18 protein-coding genes are annotated in these 23,021 nt (G+C 62.5%); 5 read left to right on the top strand and 13 right to left on the bottom strand.

What is annotated here, in order from left to right; genetic code table 11:
- The first annotated feature begins 1 nt into the window (after position 1).
- From HS961_RS06955 to HS961_RS06945, 3 genes are all read left to right on the top strand, one after another.
- Positions 2 to 1,366 carry a chloride channel protein gene (locus tag HS961_RS06955; protein ID WP_182327014.1) on the top strand — a complete coding sequence of 455 codons (1,365 nt, stop codon included), beginning with the start codon at positions 2 to 4 and terminating at the stop codon, positions 1,364 to 1,366.
- Positions 1,367 to 2,247: 881 nt separating this feature from the next.
- On the top strand, positions 2,248 to 3,120 hold the full coding sequence (locus tag HS961_RS06950) for a DUF6923 family protein (protein ID WP_182327013.1): 873 nt from the start codon (positions 2,248 to 2,250) through the stop codon (positions 3,118 to 3,120).
- Positions 3,121 to 3,635: 515 nt separating this feature from the next.
- Positions 3,636 to 4,730 (top strand): IPTL-CTERM sorting domain-containing protein, encoded by a 1,095-nt coding sequence (locus tag HS961_RS06945; RefSeq protein WP_182327012.1) that lies wholly within the window; start codon positions 3,636 to 3,638, stop codon positions 4,728 to 4,730.
- 304 nt (positions 4,731 to 5,034) lie between these two features.
- On the opposite strand, the gene HS961_RS06940 is transcribed toward HS961_RS06945, so the two are convergent.
- Complete coding sequence (locus HS961_RS06940) at positions 5,035 to 5,382, bottom strand: PRC-barrel domain-containing protein (RefSeq protein WP_182327011.1); 348 nt, start codon at positions 5,380 to 5,382, stop codon at positions 5,035 to 5,037.
- A 211-nt stretch (positions 5,383 to 5,593) separates the two neighbouring features.
- Here HS961_RS06940 and HS961_RS06935 point away from each other — a divergent pair, with 211 nt between their 5' ends.
- Positions 5,594 to 6,232, top strand: coding sequence for a hypothetical protein (locus HS961_RS06935; RefSeq protein ID WP_182327010.1), 639 nt, complete (start codon positions 5,594 to 5,596; stop codon positions 6,230 to 6,232).
- 69 nt (positions 6,233 to 6,301) lie between these two features.
- Here HS961_RS06935 and HS961_RS06930 read toward each other — a convergent pair whose 3' ends face one another.
- The 8 genes from HS961_RS06930 to HS961_RS06895 all read right to left on the bottom strand — a co-directional run bounded on the left by HS961_RS06930 (position 6,302) and on the right by HS961_RS06895 (position 13,439).
- A complete protein-coding gene (locus HS961_RS06930) occupies positions 6,302 to 6,838 on the bottom strand; it encodes a Dps family protein (RefSeq protein ID WP_182327009.1) in 537 nt (178 codons plus the stop codon).
- 257 nt (positions 6,839 to 7,095) lie between these two features.
- A complete protein-coding gene (locus tag HS961_RS06925) occupies positions 7,096 to 7,305 on the bottom strand; it encodes a helix-turn-helix transcriptional regulator (RefSeq protein ID WP_182327008.1) in 210 nt (69 codons plus the stop codon).
- The gene (locus HS961_RS06920) at positions 7,305 to 7,676 is read right to left on the bottom strand and encodes a hypothetical protein (protein WP_238347820.1); all 372 of its coding nucleotides are present in this window, start codon (positions 7,674 to 7,676) and stop codon (positions 7,305 to 7,307) included. The genes HS961_RS06925 and HS961_RS06920 overlap by 1 nt, the downstream gene beginning before the upstream one ends.
- Positions 7,677 to 7,799: 123 nt before the next feature.
- Entirely contained in the window at positions 7,800 to 9,203 is a 1,404-nt protein-coding gene (locus HS961_RS06915) for a phospholipase D-like domain-containing protein (RefSeq protein ID WP_182327006.1), read from the bottom strand.
- Positions 9,204 to 9,256: 53 nt separating this feature from the next.
- The gene (gene arsC / locus HS961_RS06910; RefSeq protein ID WP_182327005.1) at positions 9,257 to 9,616 is read right to left on the bottom strand and encodes an arsenate reductase (glutaredoxin); all 360 of its coding nucleotides are present in this window, start codon (positions 9,614 to 9,616) and stop codon (positions 9,257 to 9,259) included.
- Between the two features lie 12 nt (positions 9,617 to 9,628).
- Entirely contained in the window at positions 9,629 to 10,033 is a 405-nt protein-coding gene (locus HS961_RS06905) for a hypothetical protein (protein WP_116924645.1), read from the bottom strand.
- Positions 10,034 to 10,086: 53 nt separating this feature from the next.
- A complete protein-coding gene (locus tag HS961_RS06900) occupies positions 10,087 to 11,496 on the bottom strand; it encodes an ATP-binding cassette domain-containing protein (RefSeq protein WP_182327004.1) in 1,410 nt (469 codons plus the stop codon).
- Positions 11,497 to 11,804: 308 nt separating this feature from the next.
- Positions 11,805 to 13,439: an ABC transporter permease gene (locus HS961_RS06895; RefSeq protein ID WP_238347819.1), complete on the bottom strand. Its 1,635-nt coding sequence runs from the start codon at positions 13,437 to 13,439 to the stop codon at positions 11,805 to 11,807.
- A gap of 182 nt (positions 13,440 to 13,621) precedes the next feature.
- Between HS961_RS06895 and HS961_RS06890 the strand changes: the two genes are divergently transcribed.
- Positions 13,622 to 14,665: an ABC transporter ATP-binding protein gene (locus HS961_RS06890; protein WP_182327002.1), complete on the top strand. Its 1,044-nt coding sequence runs from the start codon at positions 13,622 to 13,624 to the stop codon at positions 14,663 to 14,665.
- Between the two features lie 3 nt (positions 14,666 to 14,668).
- Here HS961_RS06890 and HS961_RS06885 read toward each other — a convergent pair whose 3' ends face one another.
- The 4 genes from HS961_RS06885 to HS961_RS06870 form a co-directional block, all read right to left on the bottom strand.
- Complete coding sequence (locus HS961_RS06885) at positions 14,669 to 15,424, bottom strand: lysophospholipid acyltransferase family protein (protein ID WP_182327001.1); 756 nt, start codon at positions 15,422 to 15,424, stop codon at positions 14,669 to 14,671.
- Between the two features lie 21 nt (positions 15,425 to 15,445).
- Positions 15,446 to 15,895 (bottom strand): Holliday junction resolvase RuvX, encoded by a 450-nt coding sequence (gene ruvX / locus HS961_RS06880; protein ID WP_182327000.1) that lies wholly within the window; start codon positions 15,893 to 15,895, stop codon positions 15,446 to 15,448.
- Positions 15,892 to 16,500: a YqgE/AlgH family protein gene (locus HS961_RS06875; protein ID WP_182326999.1), complete on the bottom strand. Its 609-nt coding sequence runs from the start codon at positions 16,498 to 16,500 to the stop codon at positions 15,892 to 15,894. The genes ruvX and HS961_RS06875 overlap by 4 nt, the downstream gene beginning before the upstream one ends.
- Positions 16,501 to 16,614: 114 nt before the next feature.
- Positions 16,615 to 22,992: an Hpt domain-containing protein gene (locus HS961_RS06870; RefSeq protein ID WP_182326998.1), complete on the bottom strand. Its 6,378-nt coding sequence runs from the start codon at positions 22,990 to 22,992 to the stop codon at positions 16,615 to 16,617.
- Positions 22,993 to 23,021 lie beyond the last annotated feature (29 nt).

Genomic DNA, 23,021 nt, shown 5'->3' with positions numbered 1-23,021 from the left:
AATGCAGCAAGAACCCGATTTCGTACAGAACCTGAGGCAAGAATTCGGGGATGGCTGGCGCTGGGTGGAGCGTTGCATTGTGCTGGCCTATGCGGCTGCGGCCGGCTTGTGCGTGGTGGGGTTCACGATGGTGGCCGAGCAGGCCTTCGACTGGTTCATGCACATCTACCGCTGGCAAGGTGGCTGGGCCGTGCTGCTGTGGACGCCTTGTCTGACGGCAGCCATTGTCTGGGCCACACGCCTTTGGGCGCCCGGCGCTGCGGGCTCGGGGATTCCGCAAGTCATGGCCGCGCAAGAGACGGCGCTCAATGACCAGCAACGCAGCCGCTTTGTGTCGCTGTGGCTCTCCGCCTCCAAAATCACGCTGGCGGGTCTGGGCTTTCTAGCAGGGCTGTCGATTGGCCGCGAGGGGCCTTCGGTCCAAGTGGCGGCAGGCGTCATGCACCATGCCAAACGCTGGTTTGGTCCGCGCTCAGGCATCACCAGCCATGCACTGCTGGTGGCGGGTGGCGCAGCGGGCATAGCGGCGGCCTTCAATGCGCCGCTGGCAGGGATTGTGTTTGCCATTGAGGAACTGTCACGCAAGCTGGAGTCTCGTGCCAGCGGCCTGATCATTGCGGCGATCGTGCTGGCCGGTCTGATGGGGGTGTCGGCATTTGGCAACCTGAACTACTTCGGGCGTATCCAGGTGCCCAGCCTGAGTTGGCACGCCTTGCTGCCCGGCATCTGTGTGGCCTTGAGCTGCGGCGTATTAGGCGGCTTGTTTGCCAAGCTCATGGCCGCATCCCTCACCGGCGCACCTGAGCGTCTGAACCGTATACGCGCTAAATATCCCATCCGCTTTGCAGCTGCGGGCGGCTTGTTGATTGCCATCATCGGGCTGGCCACCAATGGTGCCACTTTTGGCGCCGGCTCGGAAGAAGTCAAGCACATGCTGGCGGGTGAAGCCGAGTTGCCCGCGCTGTACGTGACGCTCAAATTCATTGCCACCTGGCTGTCTGCCTGGGTGGGTGTGCCTGGCGGGATCTTTGCGCCCTCGCTGTCGATCGGCGCAGGCGTTGGACACAATGTGTCCCTGGTGATGGGCAGCGATATTGCACCCGCCTTGATTGCGATGGGCATGGCGGCCTTTCTGGCTGCCGTCACACAAGCCCCGCTCACGGCCTTCATCATCGTGATGGAGATGGTGGATGGCCACTCCCTGGTGCTGAGCTTGATGGCGGCCGCGATGCTCGCCAGCCTAGTCTCGCGCATGATCGCCAGGCCGCTCTACGAAACCCTGGCCAACTACATGCTCAGCCAGGTCCCGCCCGCCGTGCCGCCCAAGGCCGAGGACGCGGTGCAAAAGGCAGCCGCCTCATCCTGATCACGCGCTGAGGCGGGTCAGTGGGTAGCGCTCGGCCTTGAGGGTGCTCAGCGGCATTGGCACTTGGCGCCAACGTTCAGATTAAGGCAACATCTGCACGCCTTCTTCAGGCGCTTTTCAGATTCCGTTTCTGATAGAAGCTACGTTCCTCAACGACCTCCCAGTTATCTACTGCTACGGGCCCTCTGTAAAACTCCCTGCCGCGGTCTGAACGCGGGCTTGGGCGATCCGCTGCGTTGTCATCCTTGTGATTAGTCTACGGCTCGACTGCAAAAGACGCCTTGCACCTCACCCCCATCCACCTCCACTTTCATCTCGCTAGGCGAGCGTTTTGCAAAACATTCCTTGCGTAAACCAGGTTTTATTGGGTTTTCATATCGCTTACCCTCATTTCCTCATGCGCCTATTTGATATTCTGAAAAGTATTTTGTTTTTCAGTTAATTTAACAAATAGGCCTATTTATTTAACATTTCAAAAACAACAATATAATCCCCATTTTGATTTTAAAAAATGCAAAAATAAGCCATTAAACAAAAAATGAACTGGCACTCACAAACGCCCTTTCGTCTAAGCCATGCTGGTTTTATTCACAACACATGATGCATAGATGATCTGCCGCCAACAGCTCTCACTGATAGATAAGCATATTTTTTCAGCCAACGCAGGCCACATTCCAATTAACGATAAAGGTGCTTCAGCGCCCACGCTCCAGATGCTGAATGGCTAAAGGCTGGTGCGATGGATAAAGCCCTTGTAGACCTGGATGCGTTAACGCTGCCAATGGATTGCAGGTGGTGCAAATTTTTCGTTTATTCCTTTGAAGGGGGTGTGTGATATGGGTCCAAAATCGTTTGCAGTGGGCAAGTCGCCAAAGCGCCGCTTGGCTCGAACCATGGTGTCGCTGGTCGTTGCCACTTTGGGCATGGGGGCGTCTTTGTCCGCATCGGCCCTGAGCTGTGATGGCAGCCTGTATGTGTCGCAAGGTACCGGTCTGAACCCAGCGACCATGGAGCTGTTCATCAGCCCCGCGGTGATCCCGGTCGCCTTTGTCTCGCAAGGCACCTCCCCCAACAACTACAACGCAACGGGCTACAACCCCGGCAACAACCAGCTGTATGGGGTGGTGAACAACGAGTTGTTCCAGATTGCAGAGAACGGGGCCACCACGTCGCTGGGTACCATTGCCAATCTCCCCAACGTGGCCTACAACAGTGGCGCTTTCAGCAGCGCGGGCGTTTACTACGTCAAGGCCTTTGGCAACAACAATGCCATCTATGCCATTGATGTACTGGCCAGCCCACCCACCGCCACCGTCATCAACCTGAGCGCATCGTTCCAGACCTCGGACATGGGCTGGACAGGCGGCTTGCTGTATTCCACCGCAGACAATGGCCAACTCTACGCGATCGATGTGAGCACCGGCAGCACCACTGCCTTGGGGTCGCCCGATACCACGGGCGGTGTACTCGGCGCTCAGTTTTCGGGCACCAACGGCTTGTTTGGCGTTGCCAATAATGGCAGTGGTTTCTTCCAGATCAACCTGACCACCGGCCAGCGCACCCGCCTATCGGCGGCCCCCTCATCGAGCAGCAATGATGGCGCCAGTTGCCCAAATGCCGCAGTCGCTGTCACCGTGCCCCCGGTGGTGACGCCTCCGGCAACCCCCGTTCCTCTTGATTCGCCCTGGATGCTGCTGGCGCTGGCAGGTTTGCTCGGCATCGGTGCGGCACGCCTGAGAAACCGAACGCATTAAACGCCCTGACCAGTGCTCAAGGCCTCTGTGGCGCTCTGCGTCGCGCAGAGGCCTTGTTCATGGGTGCGCGGACAAAATAATATCCGTCGCTCGAGGCGAGCATGCATATATTGGTTGAGGATGGTTCATTGTTTGGGTTTATTCAACCAAATTCTGACTTCTGCCCGCCAGTTAAACAATTTAAATAATATTCAACTGGAACCTGCTTTAGTCTTGAAATGGCATAAAAGCAAATAATTCGGAAGAAAAGCAAAAATGCCCCTACAGGGTTGCGCTGTACAGTTTCACCAGCCTCAAGACGCCTGCACCCATAGCTTCGGTGAACGACAGCCATCATTTGATTTTATCGGTCGTTCAAATTCATAGTTTTTATTTAAGGCGATAGAAACAAGCGCATTCATTTCGATGAATTTAGAAAATGCGCGGTTTTTTCCCTGGATATCGACCGGGTGGGAAGGGTGTTGATATTTCAACAAAGGTGCCTTTGTGCCTCATAACATCGAATGGAACGAACGATGCGAAAACACTTGCTGACCCTTGCCGCAGCGCTTGCCATCGCGGTGCCCGGCTTGTCTGCCGCCGCACTGATCACCGGCACCACCAACTACGCCGGAGATGATGTTTATTCCTTTCGCTCGTCCGACCTGACGTATGACGCCAGCGGATCAGCGTATAGCGATTTGCCAGTACTGATGTTTTGCATCGACCACGGAGCCCGGCCTCCGTTTGACATCACGTCCCAGTTCGACACCGCAGCTGGCGCCAGCGCTATCAAGGGGCCTGCTGGGGCAGCGGGCGAAGCGGCCATCCACTGGGTACTGGATCAGTACTACCTGAGCTACTACAAGACGGGTAGCGTCGAGCAACGGCGTGCCCTGCAATATGCGCTGTGGGAGATTGGCAATGATTACAACGGAACGGCCGCCAGCATCGATGTCACAGGGGGCATATCGCGCCCCAGCACCGAGGACGTGACTGAATACGGAGGCAGCGATCAGGCAGCCTTTGTCAGCGCTTACACCACCTTGTACACCGCCATGAAGGCGAATCTGCCTAGCCTGCGCAGCTCGTACCGCTCCACCACCTACACCATCGATCTCTTTCGCAACCAGGATCCGGCTTACCAAAACATGGCGGCCCTGATCGAACGTGCGCCACCGAATACCGTCCCTGTGGCCGTGCCGTCCATCACAGGCACACCGCAGGTTGGCTCGACAGTGACTGGCAGCTACACCTATGCTGACAACAATGGCGATGCCGAAAACCCCAGCGGCACCAGCTACCAGTTTGTCACCAGCCCACTTCCCAGCATCAGCAGCGCCAGCGATGGCCGCATCGTGGCCAGCGGAACAACCGGTGGCGCGGGCCAAACCCCGAGCTATGTGCTGCAGCCCGGCGACCTGAACCAATATGTCTTTTTCTGCGTCATACCCGCTGCGCAGACCGGTGCCACGCCGGGGCTGGAAGTGTGTAGCACCCCGGCAGGACCCGTTACCACCCGCGTCGTACCGCAGACACCAACGCCGGTTCCCGGGCTGGGTCTGTGGGGTGGAATAGCACTCAGCTTGCTGTTGGCCGTGTTCGGCACCGTGCGTCAACGCAGGCGCTAGGGATCCTCCGCAGAACCCTCGCCCAGCGGGATGGATGCGGATCGGGATGAGCCGCAAGGCGTCTTTTGCAGTCGAGCCGTAGCTATTGACAAGGAAGACAACGCAGCGGATCGCCCGAGTCCGCGTTCAGACCACGGCAGGGAGTTTTGCAGAGGATTCCTAGAACAAACCGCCGCGACACAAAGGCTCAGAAAAAGAAAGCTCCGGTCTTGACCATGCCAAGCACCGGAGCATTTCCGCACCGCCAGATTCGCTGCGCAACCATCAGCCGCTCACAGCGACCTGCCGCCTGCAACCCGCCGACTTAAGTCGTCGCCTTCGGATACACAAACTGCGGCAGACCTTGCAAGGTCTCCTTGCTCGCGTCAGGCAGCAGCAGGCCATACTTGCCCAGCTTGAAGCGCGAGAACTCGATGGCCACGTCATAGGTGCCCAGCCCCATGAAACCGCCAATTCCGACAATCGCGAAGATGAGGCTGTCTTCCTTGCCAACAATCACATCGTCGACGGTGCCAATCTCTTGGCCATTGGTGTCATGCACCGGCTCGCCCATGAACTCCTTCTTCACGCTCCAGCCGGTGGCCAGAACCTCGGCACCGCGCGGCGAAATGGCGAAGGGCGTGTGAATTGTTACTTTCTCTTGGTTATCCATATATCCACCACAAAAATAGGAGCAGGTTCAGACTGTAGCAATATTTACCTGCGCCTTGCTTCGGCTCCTAGGCAGCTTGCAGCAAAAAGGCGTGGCGTCTGACAAAGTCGCCTAACAGAGTTTCAACGGACATGAAATCCCCAGAACACGGGATAGTCAATACTTTGAAATGCGATACATTTGTTTGCATTCAACACACTTGGAGATTGCGATGAAGAAATTGCTGTGCGCCAGCGCCGTGGCCCTGGCCGTAGGAGGCTTTGCCTCGGCCGCGAATGCTGCGCCGGTGCAGTGGACCCTGACGAATGTGCAGTTTGTCGATGGCGGACGAGCTACGGGCTCTTATGTGTTTGACGCCAGCACCGGGACGATCAGCGGTGTCAATATTTCTACCACGGGCACCGAAGGCACCCCCGCAGCGACCTTCGTCACCACCTGCAATGGCACGAACTGCTCTGCCGTGCCTCCCGACCCCGAGCAGTACATTGTTTTTGTGCCTGCAGACAACAGCGACTTAACGGGCAAACAGGCGTTGTACCTGGACTTGTCAAGCGCCATGACAGATGCTGGGGGAACCATCCCCATCAACCCTCCACAAGGTGAACCCGAAGGTCAGCCAGAAGCTGTTGCGCTGCGCACCAAAGCATTCACTGGCGTTTGCCAGGACATCGACTGCGAGGCATTGCCTGGAAACCTGCGCATGGTCGCCTCCGGCCAAGTCGTCGGCCGCGCCGTCGCGGCCCCGGCGTCGACAACTGCCGTGCCCATGATGGCCCCCTGGAGTCTGGCGCTGCTGTCGCTGCTGCTGGCCCCGCTGGCCTGGCTGCACAAGCGCCGTCAGCAGCGTTAAACGGCGCTAGCTCCACATGCAGATGCTGCCCTGCGCGCAATGCCCAGGGGCAGCATTTTTTATGGGTGGTCAGCCCGCGTTGCGGCTGGATTCAAACAGGAACCAGGTGCGGCGCTCGGTCTCGTCAATCCAGTTTTCCAACAGGCTGGAAGACGCAATATCACGGTGCTCATCGGTGACGTTGTGCGCCTCGCGCAGGCGTGCGGCCAGCTGCTGGTTGTCCTCGCGCAGCTCGGCCAGCATATCCAGCGGCTCCACATAGTCAGCGTCGTTGTCGCTGATGCGCTGCAAGCGGGCGATGTGGCCAATCGAGCGCAGGGTCGTGCCACCCACTTTGCGGATGCGTTCGGCGATGGCATCGGTCATCGCGTACAGCTGGTCGGCTTGTTCATCGAGCAGCAGGTGGTAGTCACGGAAGTGCGGGCCGCTCATGTGCCAGTGGAAATTCTTGGTTTTCAGGTAGAGCGCAAACACATCGGCCAGGATGCCGTTCAGCGCCGCGCTGATGTCCTGGGTCGCGTCCGCATGCAGATCGCTGGGGGTTGCCAGCGGTGCTTTGCGGCGGGTCTTGGGTTCCGTTTTACTGCTGCGGTCAGATTTGGCCATGGTGTACCTTTCAAACAATGCGTTGAAGACAAACGAAGCGAAAGCGGCTTGACCAGCCAGTATCCGGCGCCAGAATGGCAGCCAGATGGCAGCGGCCCATCCGCTTTAACAGACTCTGCTATTCAGAGGCTATCTAGCTTCATACCAAAGCAAAAATATTGCAAACAAAAGCCTGTCAGCCAATGTTGATGATCTGCGGCAAGGCACGGCGCCTTGATCCACATCAGTGATGGCCGTGAGCCACCGACGACGGAAGCTCAGGCCGTTTCGCCGCGATACGGGTTGCGAAAGATCGCCTCCACCGGTAAGTCAAACACCACGCTGATGCGGTAGGCCAGATCGAGCGAAGGATCGTGCTTGCCCGTCTCCAGCGCATTCACGGCCTGGCGCGATACCCCAAGGCGTTGCGCCAGATCGGCCTGCGTCCACTGGGCCTGGGCGCGCAGGCTGCGCAGATGGTTGTCCATCAGCCGCGCAGCCGCATGGCGCAGCCCACCAAAGCCCATACCAGCCAGAACAGCGGCACCACCAACCAGGCAGGCAGATGGGGCGCTGCAGCATAGCTCTCGCCAAAACCCCAGATGCTGCAGAGCATCAGCACCAGGCCGCAGGCAATGACGACGCTGCGAATGGCCTGCGCGCGCTGGTACTCGTCTGCCGCCTGGATCCACAGCAGGGATGCACGCAGTTGCGCTGCAATCGGCACTGCCACCGCCACAGCCAGCAGCCAGGCGCTGGGGGTGCCGATGACGGCATCGAACCAGCCCAGAATCACCAACAAATGGATAGCACAGTAGATGCCCATCCATACCGCAGTGCGGACGAGGTAAGCGCGCATGAAATGTGATGGTGGCGGCGAAGACAGGATGTGGTGCATGGTGGCGTGAGCATACAGATGTAAAGTAAACCTGACTTTAGCAAATGTCAGGTTTACTTGTCAATTCCCGCTTAACGAGCGCTCTTACAGCTGAAAAGCCACCGCCCGCACCAGCCCCTCGCCCACATCGCGCCACCAGCTGGGGCGGCGGTAGGCATAGCTGCTGCTGTCTTGCATCTGCTGCTCGCACCAGTGCTGCAGCCAGGCAATCTCGGGCTTGCTGTAGAAGGCGGTCATGGCCTCGTAGTTCAGGAACAGGCTGCGCCCGTCCAGGTTGGCCGATCCGCACAAGGCCATGCTCTCGTCCACCACCACCACCTTGGCATGCACCATGTGTGGCGAGCAAAACACCTCGGCGCCTGCCAGCACCAGCGCACGCAGGGCGCGCTCGCGGGCCCAGTCGGCCAGGCGGTGGTTGGAGCATTGGGGCACCACAATGCGCAGCCGCACGCCGCGCCGGCAGGCCAGACACCAGGCCTCCAGCAAGGCATCGTCGGGCACAAAGTAGGGGCTAACCAGGGTGATGGAGGTCTGCGCATGGAAGGCGCTGGCCAGGTAGAGCGCATGCAAGGTGTCATCGGCATGGTCGGGTCCGCTGGGCAACCACTGGGCCCATGCTTGGTCGCCGCCACCCAGCGCCATCGCGGGCGATAGCCACATCGGCCGGCGCCGGCCCCTCGCAGCCCGCCAGTCGGCTTCAAACTGCGCCGTCACCACTCCAGCCAAAGCCCCTTGCACGTTGAAGCTCAGGTCGACCCAGGCCGGGTGCCCGGCGCTGCTGGGCAAAAAGTACTCATCGGCTAAGTTGCGCCCGCCGCTCCAGACATGCACGCCATCGGCCACGGCCAGCTTGCGGTGGTTGCGCAGATTGCTGCCCCCCCGAATCGGCTGCAGCATCGGTACCATGAAGCGGCGTACCAGCACGCCAGAGCGCCGCAGCTGGCGCAAGCGCGAGGGCAGCAAGCGCCAGCACCCCACCCCATCGAGCAGCAAGCGCACCTTGACGCCGCGCTGCGCCGCCTGCTGCAAGGCCGTGCCAATCTGGCGGCCTACGACATCATCGGCAAACACATAGGTGCAGACATCCAGGCTGCGCTGGGCTTGCTCGATCAGCCGCAGCAGCTGCTGCAAGGCCTGCAAGCCATCTTGGTGAAAAACCACCTCGGCATTGGGCTGGGCGGCATCGAGCTCCATGCTGGCCAGCAGCTGGCCGGCCCAGGCCGGCACCTGCTGGGGCACGCTGCTGCGGCGCTGGCCGGTGTTGGGGATGACCGCATGGGCCGGTGGGCGCACCGCCTTGCGCGGACCAAACACCAGAAACAGCGGCAGAAAAAGATAGGGAAAGGTGACCATGCCCAGCACCCAGCCAATCGCTGAGGAGGGATGGCGGCGCTGGTGGCCGGCGCGGGTCACCAAGGTGTAGACCAAGAGGGCCAGCACCACCACAATCGTGTGGCCCAGGCCGGAGAGGATGGTCACGCGCAGCATGGTCTAGGCCTCTGCCAGACTCGGAACCGCCAGAACGTCAGTGCGCCGACGCATCAGAGGAGGTCAAGCACCCGCTCGGGCGGGCGGCACAAGCGGGCGCCTTTGGGGCTCACCACAATCGGCCGGTTCAGCAGCTCGGGGTGCGCAGCGATCTCTGCGATCAGCTCGTCATCGCTCAAGCTGTCGCGGCCCAGATCCAAGTCCTGGTAAATGGCTTCCTTGCTGCGCATCACCTCACGCACTGGCACACCCAGTTGAGTGATCAGTGCCGTCAAATGCGCGGTGCTCAGCTGTGCGTGCAGGTAGTCAATGACCTGGGGCTGAATGCCTTGCGCCTCCAAAAGTGCCAGCGCGCCTCGCGAGTTGCTGCAGCGCGGGTTGTGGTAGATGGTGATGGTGTCGTTGTCGGCCATCCCGCCATCTTATTACAGCGAGGCTTCCAGCTCCGGCATGATGATGCGCGCCTTGGTCAGCGCCATGCCCAGGTTGGCGGTGCGCCGGCAGACCAGCACGGCCACGTACTCGGGGTTGGTCTTGCCGCGCATGAAGATGTGGATCAGGTTGTCGCTGTTGACGATGATTTCCTGGAAATAGTGGTGGCCATCGTCCTGCAGGCCGCGCGACTTCTTGAACATGCGCTCGATCATCGACACATTGGGACCGTTGAACAGGTCTGCCGTTGCAGCGGCCACCAGGTCGATCACCTCGCGCGGGTGCGAATCCACCGTGCGAATGGCCAGCAGCATGCCGGTGGCCACATCGACATAGCCGGCAGCCAGGCATTCAGGCACAAACGTGGCGACTTTCTGCAAAACGGTATCCATGGACATGTGTGAGTTCCTTCAAATGGGGTTGGTTACAGGGCCAGCTCGCCGCAAGGCGATCAGCCCATTTTTTCCAGCAGCATGGCTTCATAGGCCCAAAGCGCAGACTCCTGCGGCTCAGACTGCACATACTGCGGTTCGATGTCGCGCACACGGCGCAGTGCTTCTTCCGCGGTGATGCCTTCAAACACCAGCCAGGCCGCCAGCACCGTGCCGGTGCGGCCCAGGCCCGCCAAGCAATGCACGGCCAGCACCTCGCCGTCCAGCAGCAGGCGCTTCATCTTGAGCATCAGCATCTGCAGCTGCGACACCGAAGGCGGCTCGCGGTCATGCACCGGCAGGTGTACATTGCGCAGGCCATTGCGGGCCAGTGCCACCTGGTCGATGTCCTTCTCGGTCAGCGACACCAACACAGTCACGCCACAGCGCTTCAAGGCCTGCATGTCGATATCGGTGTCGTTGACCACGCCCGGCAACGGCGTGCCCGCCAGCTTGCCAGGCACCAGCCAGGCAAAGCCGCGCGGCCCGCGCGCGCCGGGCACATAGTGCTCGGCCGCCAGCACCGGGTTGGCCAGAGCCAGATCGGGCAACACGGCGCGCTGGCTTTGGCGGGCTGCCTGCGCGGCCGTGGGGGCCGGAGCAATCGCGGCCACAGGGGGCGGCTCCGCCTGCCTCGCCTCCTGCACAGATGGCTGCGCCGCCACCACCGCGCAGCTGCCGCTGCGCACAAACTGCTGGCCTGCCGGTGAATAAGGGGCGGAGAAAAACCGGTCGGCGCGGCTCGATTCCTGCACCGTGCCACCGGCCAGCAGCAGCACATGGTCGGCCACCCGCAGCGCATGGCGCTGGTTGTGGGTCACCAGCAGCACCGCGCGCTCCTGGGCAATGCGCTTGAGCAGTTCCAGCAGCAGGTAGCTGTCGTAGTCCTGCAGGTCGGCGCTGGGTTCATCACAGAGCAACAGCGCAGGCGCGGCGGCCGCTTCGCGCAGGATCGCAATGGCCCGCTGCTGCATGGGGGCCAGCTCGATCGTGGTCTGGGTCAGCAGGGGTTGGAGGTCGCCAAAGCCCATGCGGTCCAGATAGGCCTCGCACCAGGCCCGGCGGTCCAGGCCGGAGAGCGGCTGGTCAGGCTGCAGCAGCTCACTCAGCGAGTCCTGCACGCTCGACTGCATCAGCCGCACATGCTGGCGCACCAGGCGCGGGCGGTGCGCGCCAGCCAATGGCTGCCCGGCATAGCGCAGCTGCCCCCATTGCGCAAAGCGCGGGTTCTCATCATTGAGACCGGCCAGGCTGCGCAGCAAGGTGGACTTGCCCCCGCTCACCGGCCCCATCAAGGCCGTGATGGCATTGGGCGCAATTTGCAGCTGCAAGCCGTTGAGAATGACCTTGTCGCCATAGGCCACGCCCCAGTTGTCTGTTTCCAGAACGGGTGTTGTTGGTTGCACGCAATGGAGGCCGCTGTGCGGCATGGAGTGGGAGTTGGTCAAAACGAGGGCTGGCACAGGTGAGGCGCAGCAGCCGTCCGACCGCAGCGACGTCAGCACCACCATCGCTCAGACAATGAAGCCCCCATCGCACATGGATGTTTCGAAAATCCAGTTTAGGTGGAAACCCGTAGCACTGGTTTGATCTAGATCAAACGCGATATGGATACGCTATGAATTGCTCGAAAAAATGACAGCAAATGCAATCACCCCAGATGGCGGCCTGTTGAACGGGCGCCATTCGCAGAGAAACGGGCAGCGCAGATCGCAACTGGCAGACAGACCCAGCGACGTCAGCGGCTGGCAGGCGCCCGCATGGTGCGGATCAGCAAAATGACCGGCACCAGGCCCACCAGCACCAGCGCCAGCGATGGCAGGGCTGCCTCACCCAGGCGCTCATCCCGCGCCAGCTGGTAGGCCACGACGGCCAGGGTGTCGCTGTTGAAAGGCCGCAGCACCATGGTGGCGGGCAGCTCCTTCATCACATCGACAAACACCAGCAGCGCCGCTGTCATGGCCGAGCGGCGCAGCAGCGGCCCATGCACGCGGGCGATCAAGCCGGCGCTACCCACGCCCAGCATGCGCGCCGATTCATCCAGGCTCTTGGGAATGCGGGTGTAGCCGCTTTGCAAGGACTGCAGCGCGATAGCGGTAAAGCGCACCAGATAGGCCCAGATGATGCCCGTCGAAGTGGCGGTGATCAGCGCTGGGAAGCCCCATTGCGGAAACGCCTGCTGCACCCAACCTACGGGCAGCAACAAGCCCACCACAATCACCGCGCCGGGCACCGCATAACCCAGGCTGATGAGCCCCACGGTAGCGCGCGTGACCCAATCCTGGCTACGGCGTGCCGCATAGGCGGCCAGCATCGCAATGGCCACGGCCAGCACGGCGGTGATGGCGCCAAAGCGGATGCTGTTGCCAGCCCATTGCACAAAGCGGTCGAGCGGGATCACCGACCAATCGGCCGCCAGGGGCCGCAGCATGAACATGACCGGCAGCACAAAGCCCAGCAACACCGGCAGACCGCAGACCAGCCAGGCGGCCAGGCAGCGCAGGCCTTGCAGCCGGTGGGGCTGTGCCTCGGCCGATGAGGCGCGCCCTACCCCGCTGGTCACAAAGCGCATGCGCCGCTGCGCACGCAGCTCCAGCTGCAGCACCACCAGCACCAGGACCAGCAGCATGGTGGCCAGCTGGGCAGCCGCACTGCGGTTTTCCATCGCCAGCCAGGCCTTGTAGATGCCGGTGGTAAAGGTCTGGATGCCAAAGTAGCTCACCACGCCAAAATCGGCCAGGGTCTCCATCATCACCAGCGCCACACCAGCCACCACCGCTGGCCGGGCCATCGGCAAGGCCACCATGCGGATGCGGCGCGGCATCGAGGCGCCCAGCAGGCGCGCGGCCTCCATCAGGTGCGCGGCGCGTTCGCTCAAAGCCGTGCGGGCCAGCAGATAAACATAAGGGTAGAGCGAGACTACAAATACCAGCACCGCGCCGCCCAGCGAGCGCACCTCCGGCAGCAGGCGCCCTTCGAGCCCAAAGCTGGCGCGCATCCACACCTGCAGCGGCCCGCTGAACTGCAGAAAATCGGTATAGGCATAGGCCGTCACATAGGCTGGCATCGCTAGGGGCAACAGCAGCAGCCATTCCAAGGTTTTGCGGCCCCGAAAATCGAACAAGGTCACCGCCGCTGCACACAAGGTGCCCAGCACCGCCGAGCCCAGCGCCACCATCAGGCCCAAGGCCAGCGTCGTGTGGATGTAGCCCGGCAGCACGGTGGCAAACATCTCGCGCACCACCGCAAAGGCATCGGCATCGTTGCCCGCCCCGGGCAGCCAGGCGCTGAAAACGGTGAGCACCGGCAACACCAGCACCAAGGCAATGGCCACTAGCAGCAACTGACGACGGAAGCGGGCAAGGTTTTGCAAATGCGAATCACTGACGGGCCAAAAGCTGGCGATTCTACCTGCGCCCCTGCAAAGGATCCTCTGCATAAATCCCTGCCATGGCCGGAACGCGGTCTCGGGCGATCCGCGTCCATTCCATTGGGCGAGGGTTATGCAAAGCATCCTTATCCCCTTGCCATTGGGCGGCCCTCTACAATGCCGCCATGTTTCTAGAGGTCTCCCAACTGAATGTGCGCTACGCCGGGCGCGCCCAGCCTGCCGTGGCGCAGGTGTCTTTGCAGCTGCAGGCGGGCGATATTGGGGTGCTAATTGGCCCCTCGGGCTGCGGCAAGACGACCTTGCTGCGCGCGGTTGCCGGGCTCGAACCCATCAGCAGTGGCGAGATCCGCCTGCAAGGCCAGGTGGTCAGCAGCAGCACCAGCAATCTGCCGCCAGAAAAGCGCCGCATCGGCATGGTGTTCCAGGATTACGCGCTCTTCCCGCATCTGACGGTCGGCAAGAACGTGGCTTTTGGCATCCACCAGCTTCCCAGGACCGAGCAACAGCACCGGGTGCAAGAGGTGCTGCGCCTGGTGGGGCTGGAGAACAGTGCAGTCCGCTACCCGCATGAGCTATCAGGTGGCCAGCAGCAGCGCGTGGCCCTGGCCCGGGCGCTGGCACCCCAACCCCAGCTGATGCTGCTCGACGAGCCCTTCTCCAACCTCGATGTAGATCTGCGCGAACGCCTGGCCCATGAGCTGCGCGACATCCTGAAGGCCGCCCAGGCGACCGCCCTCTTCGTGACCCATGACCAGTTGGAAGCCTTTGCGATTGGCGACCAGATTGGCGTGATGGAAAGCGGCCACCTGCATCAGTGGGCCGATGCGACCACCTTGTTCCAAAAGCCGGCCAGCCGCTTTGTGGCCAACTTTATCGGCCATGGCAGCCTGTTGCCCGCCCACCCGGTGTCGTCGGCGCAAGGCTGGCAGCTGACCACGCCCTTGGGTGCCATTGACGCGCCGGAATCGCAAGCAGCCTGTGATGTGCTGTTGCGCGCCAGCGAGGTGGTGTTTGATGCTGACTCGCCCTACCGCGCCACCTTGCTGCGCAAATCCTTCCGGGGATCGCAGTACCTGTACACCTTGCAGCTGCCCAGCGAGCAGCTGGTCTATGCCCAGGTATCCAGCCAGCTACATCACGCGCTGGGCGACAGCATTGGCCTGCGTGCGCAACCCGAGCACCTGGTCTGCTTCGCGCCAGAACTTTGAAGCTTAGCGCTGCACCTGGCGCAACACATTCACCGCTGCTTGCAGATCGGCCGACCAATCGCGCCGGTTGCGGCCCTCGGGGGGCTGCGGCTCACCATAGTTCAGTTGGGCCACCAAGGGTGGGGCCGTCACCGTGCGCCACATGGAGCCGATCAGGCTCTCATCGCCCACATAACTAGGGGCGCTGCTCATCTGGCCGCTTTGCTTGTCGTAAAAACACAGGCCCAGGGGCTGTACCGGCGACTCAGCCGCAATCGCCGATTGCAGCAGGTTGGCATGGAAGGGCAGCAGCTGGTGGCCGTCTCCAGTGGTGCCTTCGGGGAAGACGGCGACGATATCGCCTTTGCGCATCGCCTCTTCCATGCGGCTGACGGTGCGCATCGCATCGCGGCGCGAATTGCGCTCGATGAACAAGGTGCCCGCCGCGCTGGCCAAGCTGCCAATCACCGGCCAGGCCTTGACATCGGACTTGGAGACAAAGCGGCAATGCTTGGCCGCATGGATGGCCGGGATATCGAGCCAGGACAGGTGGTTGGCCACAATCAGCAAGGGGCCATGCGCGGGCACGGCACCCAGCACCCGCAGCTCAATGCCGCTCAGCTTGAGCAGCTGGCCAGCCCAGCGCTCCACCGCCCGGTTGCGCTCATCATGGCCTAAGCGCCCAAACGTGAGCCAGATCTTTACGACACCGACAACGATATGCAGGCCCATGCGCACAAGGCGCCACAGGCCGACCAGGGAGCGAATCAATGCTTGCATGGTGACGTTAAAAAGCCGCCATCAGGTGGCGGCATCCAGGTCCGGGACATCCAGACTGCGCATGAACTGTTCAAGAATGATGCAGGCAGAGGCGGCATCCGCATCACGCGCGCCGTTGGCCAGCGCTTCGGTGGTGCTGTAGCGCTCATCCACCTCAAACACCAGCAGGCCAAAGCGGCCACGCAGCTGGCGCGCAAAACGCAGTGCCAAGGTGGTGTTCTCGTGGGCGGCGCCATCGGGGTGGTAGGGAATGCCGACCACCAGCGCATCAGGCTGCCACTGGCTGACCAGGCTCTCCATCGGCGTGAAACGGGCTTTGCCCTCGGCATGGATCGTGGGCAGCGGCCGTGCCGTGCCCAGCATGCGGGTGCCAAAGGCGGCACCGGTGCGCTTCATGCCAAAGTCAAAGGCGATAAAACTCTGCATGCTGCGCGCCTGATCCAGCAGGGGCTTGGTGGCCGCATCCGTCATGCACGTCCTGCTGCAGCAGACAGCGCCCAGGGCTGCACGCCCAACAGCGCCAAGGCCGTGTCATAGCGCTCGGCCACCGGCGTGTCAAAAATCACGGCGGCATCGGCATGCACGGTCAGCCAGGCGTTTTCGGTGATCTCCGACTCCAGCTGGCCTTCACCCCAGGTCGAATAGCCCAAGGACACCAACACCCGGTGCGGGCCGGCGCCGGTGGACAGGGCCTCCAGCACATCGCGCGAGGTGGTCATCTCCAGCCCGCCGGGAATGGTCAAGGTCGCGGAATAAGCGGATTCGTCGGCGGCGCCCGACTCAATCACGATCCGGTCATGCAACACAAAGCCGCGCTCGGTGTGGACCGGGCCGCCCTGGAACACCGGTTCCAGCTCCAGGTCCTCGCGGCGCAGCGGCAGATCGACCTTGTCAAACAGCTTGCCCATCGTGATGTCCGAGGGCTTGTTGATGATGATGCCCAGCGCGCCTTTGTCGCTGTGCTCACAGACATAGACCACGCTGCGGCCAAACATCTCGTCTTGCATGCCAGGCATCGCAATCAGAAAGTGGTGGGTCAGGTTCAGGGTCCCGGAAGTGTCAGTCTCAGCGCTCATGGGGCCATTGTACGGGCAGGCTGCCGGCCTTTTGGCGGCCCGGCTGGGATGCAGAGGGCAGGCATAAAAAAGGGCCGCATCGCTGCGGCCCTTGTCATATGGCAGTCATGCCGGTCACTGCAGCGGCGCTGCGTCGGCCGCCTTGATCTCGTTGTCCAGCACGCACTGGCGAACCAGCGAGAGCAACACTTCGTCGGCATAGGGCTTGCCCAGGTAGTGGTCTACGCCCAGGCTGGCAGCGTGCTCGCGGTGCTTGTCGGCAATGCGCGAGGTGATCATCACCACCGGCAGGTCCTTCATCGATGCATCGGCGCGGATCTCGCGCACCAGCTCGAAGCCGTCCATGCGCGGCATCTCGATGTCCGACAGCACCATGACCGGGCGCTCTTCGCGCAAACGGTCCAGTGCCTGCAGGCCATCGGCCGCCAGTGCCACACGGTAGCCTTCGCGCTGCAGCAAACGCTGGGTCACACGGCGCACGGTGATGGAGTCGTCGACCACCAGCACCAACGGCGTCTGCACGGCCTGCTCAGCCAGCTCGCGCACCGGTGCCTTGGCCACCTCGGGGTGGACGGCGGCTTGGGCGATGCGGTCGGCAATCTGCTGGCCATACACGGTGTACAAGGCTACCGGGTTGTAGATCAACACAATCGCGCCGGAAGCCAGCACCGACATACCTGCCAGACCTGGCAGACGTGCCAGCTGCGGGCCCAGGTTCTTGACCACAACTTCCTGGTTGCCCAGCACTTCATCGATGTGCACGGCCAGGCGCTTGGTCGCCGAGCGCAGGATCACGACCGCACTGGTCTTCTCCGGCTCTTCCGTGCTGCGCAGGTTGCCCTGCAGCAAGGCACCAGCAAAGTAGTACGGCAGCGCTTGTTCGTTGTCGGTGTAGGTGCCGGTACCGTGGGCCTGCTCGATGAGGGCTTTGGGCACGCGCCGCACATACTCCACCAGATTGGCCGGTACGCCAAACTTGATGTCGCCGGCACGCATCATCACCACTTGGGTGACAGCGGTGGTCAGCGGCATCACCATCTGGAAGCGCGTGCCCTTGCCAGCCTCCGAGGTGGTCACGATGTGGCCACCCAACGACTGGATCTCGGTACGCACCACGTCCATGCCGATACCGCGGCCCGACAGCTCGGACACCTCGGTCGCCGTAGAGAAGCCGGGCGCAAAGATCAGCTGCGCGGCCTGATTCACATCCAAAGTTTCATCAGCGCTGATCAGGCCCGACTGCATCGCCTTGCGGCGGATCGCGTCAAGCTGCAGGCCCGCACCGTCGTCGTGGATGGACACCGCGATATCGTTGCCTTCCTGGCGCACATCGATGGCAATGATGCCCACTGGTGCCTTGCCCTGCGCCTTGCGCACCTCGGGCAGCTCAATACCGTGGGCCACGCTGTTGCGCAGCAAGTGCTCGAAGGCCGGGGTCACCCGATCCAGCACACCGCGGTCGATCTCGATCGAGGCGCCGGTGATGTCCAGCTTGACCTGTTTGCCCAGCTCCTTGGAGATCTGGCGCACGATGGCGTACAAGCGCTCGGAGATAGAGTCGAACTCCACCATGCGCGTGCGCAGCAGATCGCGCTGCAGCTCGCGGGCCTGGCGGCCCTGTGCAATCAGGTCGTCTTCGGCGCCTTCGGCCGTGCGCTGCAGATTGCGCTGCACCGTGCCCACGTCGTTGACCGATTCGGCCATCATGCGGGTGAGTTCCTGCACGCGGGTAAAGCGGTCGAACTCCAGCGGGTCAAAGCCCGATTCCGAGTCCTTGGCTAGCGCCATGCGCGACTGCATCTGCGACTCAGCCTGCATCTCCACATCGCGCAGCAAGTTGCGCAAGCGCTCGAGGTTGCTCGACATGTCTTTGATCGATGCGCGGATATTGGTCAGGCGCATGTCCAGCCGCGAACGGGCAATCAGCACCTCGCCGGCTTCGTTGACCAGGCGGTCCAGCAGCTGCGAGCGCACCCGCACCGATTGGCCGGCAGCGGCACGCACTGGCGCCATGCGCAGCATCAGTGGTTTGTGCTGCACGCCAGCGGCGGCGTTGGCCGCATCGGCCGCTTGCGCAGCCTGTTCAGCGCCAGCGCTTTCCAGCGCGGCCGGTGTGCTGGCGGCCACTTCGGCCACCACTTCGCCCATCTCGGTGGCCGCAGGCAGCTGCTGGGGCAAGGCACCTTCTGCCAGCACCTGGTTGCCACGCTCTTGCAGCCCGACAAACTCGTGCTGCAGACCGTCGTAACGCGCCAGCAGAATCTCGATGTCCTGCCCGGTCAGGTTTTCCGTGCCAATGTCCTCGACCTCGGACTCCATGCGGTGGGACATTTCGCCCAGACGCATGGCGCCCGCCAGTCGCGCACTGCCCTTGAGGGTGTGCAGATGGCGCAGCACCTCGCCGCGCGGCGGCAGGTACATCGGGTCGGCCGACCATTCCCGCAAAGCCGCACCCAGCTTGGGCAGCAGCTCTTGCGCTTCTTCTTCAAAGATCAGGAACAGGTCCGGATCAATGACATCGACCACTTCAATCGCATCGTCGTTGCGCAGCTCCAGCACATCGGGCAAGGCGGCAGAAGACAAGGCGGCAGCGACCACCGGCGCAGGCGCAAAGCTGCGCAGCGGCTCGATGGGGGCTGCCACAGGACGTTCCTGCACTTCCTGCAGATCGTGCAGTTTGTCCAAACCGGACAGCTCGGCGTCGAAATCGACCAGCCCATAAGGTGGGTGCAGCTGCGAGTTGATTTCCTGGTTGGCAATATCGACCAGGTCCTGCACCACGATCTCGCTGGCTGGTTTGACAAAACCGGCCGCCAGTTGGTGCAAGAGCTTGCGGATCTCCGAGCCCGCCGCCTGGCAGGTGTTGAGCCAGGCCACTTCGGGGTTGGAGAAGTTGTGGATATGCGAGAGCGCATGCTCCAGCGCACGCGCCAACTCGGACAGCGAGCCAAAGCCCACCGTGGACGAGCTGCCTGCCAGCGAATGGGCATAGGCGATCGCGTCTTCCGGGAAGTTGCGATTGGGCGACTGGGCCCAGCTGTATAGCACCTTCTCCAGGTTGTGCGACCAGTTCTCGGCCTCTGTCAGGTAGACATTGAACAGCGCGGTGCTCACGCCCAGCACATTGACGGCCTCAGCGGGGTCCTCGCCATTGGCGTCGGCATCGGCCGGGGCTGTTGTTTCTGCCTGGGCTTCTGGCTGCGCAGGGGTTTCTTGCGCTGCTGGCAGTTCGGCCGGCGCTTCCAGTTCCTCTGCTGCAGCAGGCGCCACCACAGTCTCTGGCTCCGGCAGTTCTACGGGGGCCGCAGCCTCCACCAGGCTCTCGGCGGGTGCTTCGGCCTGCAGGGCTTCCAAAGGCTCCACGGCCTCCAGCGCTTGTGCAGGGGTCGATGCAACGGGTTCCAGATCCGGCACGCTGAACTCGTTGAACACCAGGTCATCGGGCACCACCAGCAAAGGCTGGGGTTCGGCCACGGGCGCTTCAGGCAGCGCTTCCAACTCGGGCAGCATGGTGTCTGCAAATTCGATGGCATCGAAGGCGCTGTTGGCGGGCTGCGGCGGTGCAGCAGGCGCGGGCGTCAGGTCCAGCGAAGGCAGTTCCAGCGGCAAACGGGTAGGCGCAGGCTCCAGCTTGGCGGCTGTGTCCTCGGCCACAAACTCCAGGTCCGCATCCATCGGCACAAAGTCCAGCGCGCTGTCATGCGGCTGCAGGGGCTCTGGCGTTTGCACTTCTGCGGTCTTGGCCTCGGCACTGGCCATGGCCTGCGCAAACTCGGAGAAGTCCACTTCCTCGGCGCTTTCCGGCGCCATCGACAGCGGCACCAGGCCCGAAGGCGTGCTGAGCGCAGTTGCGGGTTCCAGCGCAGCGGCAGGGTCCAGCTCCAGATCAATGCCGTCCAACGGCCAGACCAGGGCCGGCGCCAGCTCGGCGTCAGCGGCAGCTGCAGGCGCAGCCTCTTCCGGCGGCAGTTCCAGCTCGGCCAGGGGCTCGGCGGTGTCCACCGCAGCGGGCGCATCGGCTTCCAGCGCCATGGCCTGCGTGTCGTCTGGCCATGCTGCAAGCTCGGTCAGTGGGCCTGCTTCGGCAGGCACCACCAACGGCAGATGCAGGCCATCCAGGCGCATGGCATCGGCCGAGATGCGGAAAATATCGGGGTTCCAGGTGGACTGGCGCTGTGCGCCAATGTCCTCGGCCCAGCGGCCAAAGCCGTTCAGCGCCTCAGAGCTCAGCGCCAGCAGCGGCGCATTGGCCGGCTTGTGTTCGGCAACCCAGCTGTTGAGGACCTGCTCCATCGACCAGGCGGCATCACCGTACTGCACCAAGCCCACCATGCGCGAGCTGCCCTTGAGGGTGTGGAAGGCGCGGCGCAAGGTGGTCAGGGCCTCGGCATCGTCCGGCACGCGGCGTAGGGATTGCAATGCCTGCCCGCCGGTCTGCACCACCGACTGGGCCTCTTCCAGGAAGATTTCCAGCAGCTCGCCGTCCAGCGATTCTTCCGACACCGGTGGCTGTGCTTGCACGGCAGCGGCCTGCACCGGGGCGGGCGCAAAAAACTCCAGATCGGGCGCGAGCACCGCAGGGGCCTTGGGCGCCGGAGCGGGGCTGGCATCGAACAGCGGAGCGGGAATGGTGGGTGCAAAGTAGACGGAATCGTCTTCTGGCTCTTCAGGTGCAGCAGGGGCTGCAACCGGCGCGGGTGCCACGGGAGCCGCAGGCAGATCGCCGGCCTTTTGCGTGCCCATCACAATGCGCAGCTCGCCGCTGGTTGCATCAAACACGAAGAGCTTGCGTGCCAGAGTGCGCTGATAACCCAGCATGTCGAGCAGGAAGCCCAGTGCGCCCAGGCTGTTGCCCAGCTTTTCGAACACGACGGGCTTGTCTTCATCCGCTACCTGACCTGCAGCCAGTTGGTCCACCACCGTGCGCAGGTGCTGCGTGGCAGCCACCGCCTGGTCCAGGCCCAGCACCGACAGCACACCGCGCATCTGCGACAGCGAACCGGTGACCGAGCCCAGCATCGAGACATCCTCGGGGTTGCGGAAATACTGGTCCAGGTGCTTTTCAGCTTCGGCCAGGGTGGAGTGGAGTTCATCCACCACGCTGCCCATGGTCTGGTGGTCGCTGACGCGGCGGTACAGCTCTTCGACCCAGGTCTCCAGCGGCTCAGGGGGCTGGTCGGCCAGCACATGGTCCAGGCGCTGCGCCAGGCGGTCGGCGCGCTCGCGCATCAGCGCGGGCTTGACGTCCAGCGACTCCAGATTGGCCTGCAGGTACAGCACGGCCGTGGCCACTTCCATGGCCATCGGGGTCGAGGGCGGTGTGCCGGTGTTCACCAGGCGCTCGGTCACGCGGCCCAGCGCCGCCCCCAGCTCGTCCGCACCGATATGCAGCTTGTGCAGCGACTCGCGGATCAGGTGGAACTGGTCGGCTACGGGTTTGATCTTGTAGCGGTCGCCATCGGCGAGCGAGGACCAGAGCTCGGCGGCGGACTCCAGGCGCTTGCGCGCCTGGGCGAGCACGGCCGGGTCATACTGGCCAAAGCGTTCCTGGCCGTAGTTGACGCCTTGCAGCGCCTCGGTCTGCAAGCTGGCACGTACCGCTTGCAGCACCGTGGCCTTGGCCTCGTCAGGGCCCTGCGCCACGGCACAGAAAAAATTCAGCTCATGCTGCAGGGTCTTGTCCACGTCGCTGCCACCCTTGGCATGCGCAGCAAACTGCATGATGACCCGTGACGCCGAGCGCTTCACATAGAGGTCGGGGTCGACCAGCTTGTGCGCCAGCGCGTCAAAGAAGCCTGCGGCCACCTTCCAGAACAGCTTCAACGGTTTTTGGCTCTGGCCCTGGGCCAGGCCCAGGCAGACTGCCGTCAAATCCTGCGCCGCACGGCTGTCGGCAGATTTGATGATCTGCAGCATGTCCGAATCGAGGCGCTCACGCGCACTGCGGTCCAGCAGCAGCACGGCCACCGCTGGGGTCAGCGGCTCCTGCTGTGCCTGGTCGCCATGCCACAGGTCGGCGGGGTGCACGCGTTCCACCCCAATGAAGGCCTGCATTTCCTTGTACTGCGGAAACAGCGCCACAAAGGAGACGCTGCGGCCCTTGAGCACATGGCTCAGGTATTCCAACAGTGCAAACGAGGTGCGCTCCATCAGCGCCACCGATTTCTCGGTGCACAGATGGGGCTTGGCGGCAAAACGCTGCGCCGCCTCTTCCATAAGACCGACCAGTTCTGCGCCCTGGTCAATACCCACCATCTGCAAGGCACCCTTGACCTGGTGCAGGTACTGCTTGGCTACCCGGATACCGGTGGTATCGATGGCTTCCAGATCCGATACCTTGGCCGTTTCCACATCCCGGCTGTAACGAAGCAATGCCTTGACCGTGGATTCCAATGACCGGCGAACCTCGTCATTGATCCATGCCAATGGCCCGAGATCCCTCTCTTCTGTTGGCTGCGCGTTTTCCGCTTTATTTTCGATAGCTATAGACATGCAACAGTCCCCGATTGCGGGTCAAAATT

It is taken from the genome of Comamonas piscis, assembly GCF_014109725.1.
Taxonomy (GTDB): domain Bacteria; phylum Pseudomonadota; class Gammaproteobacteria; order Burkholderiales; family Burkholderiaceae_C; genus Comamonas; species Comamonas piscis.
This window is presented reverse-complemented; position numbering and strand designations above follow the sequence as displayed.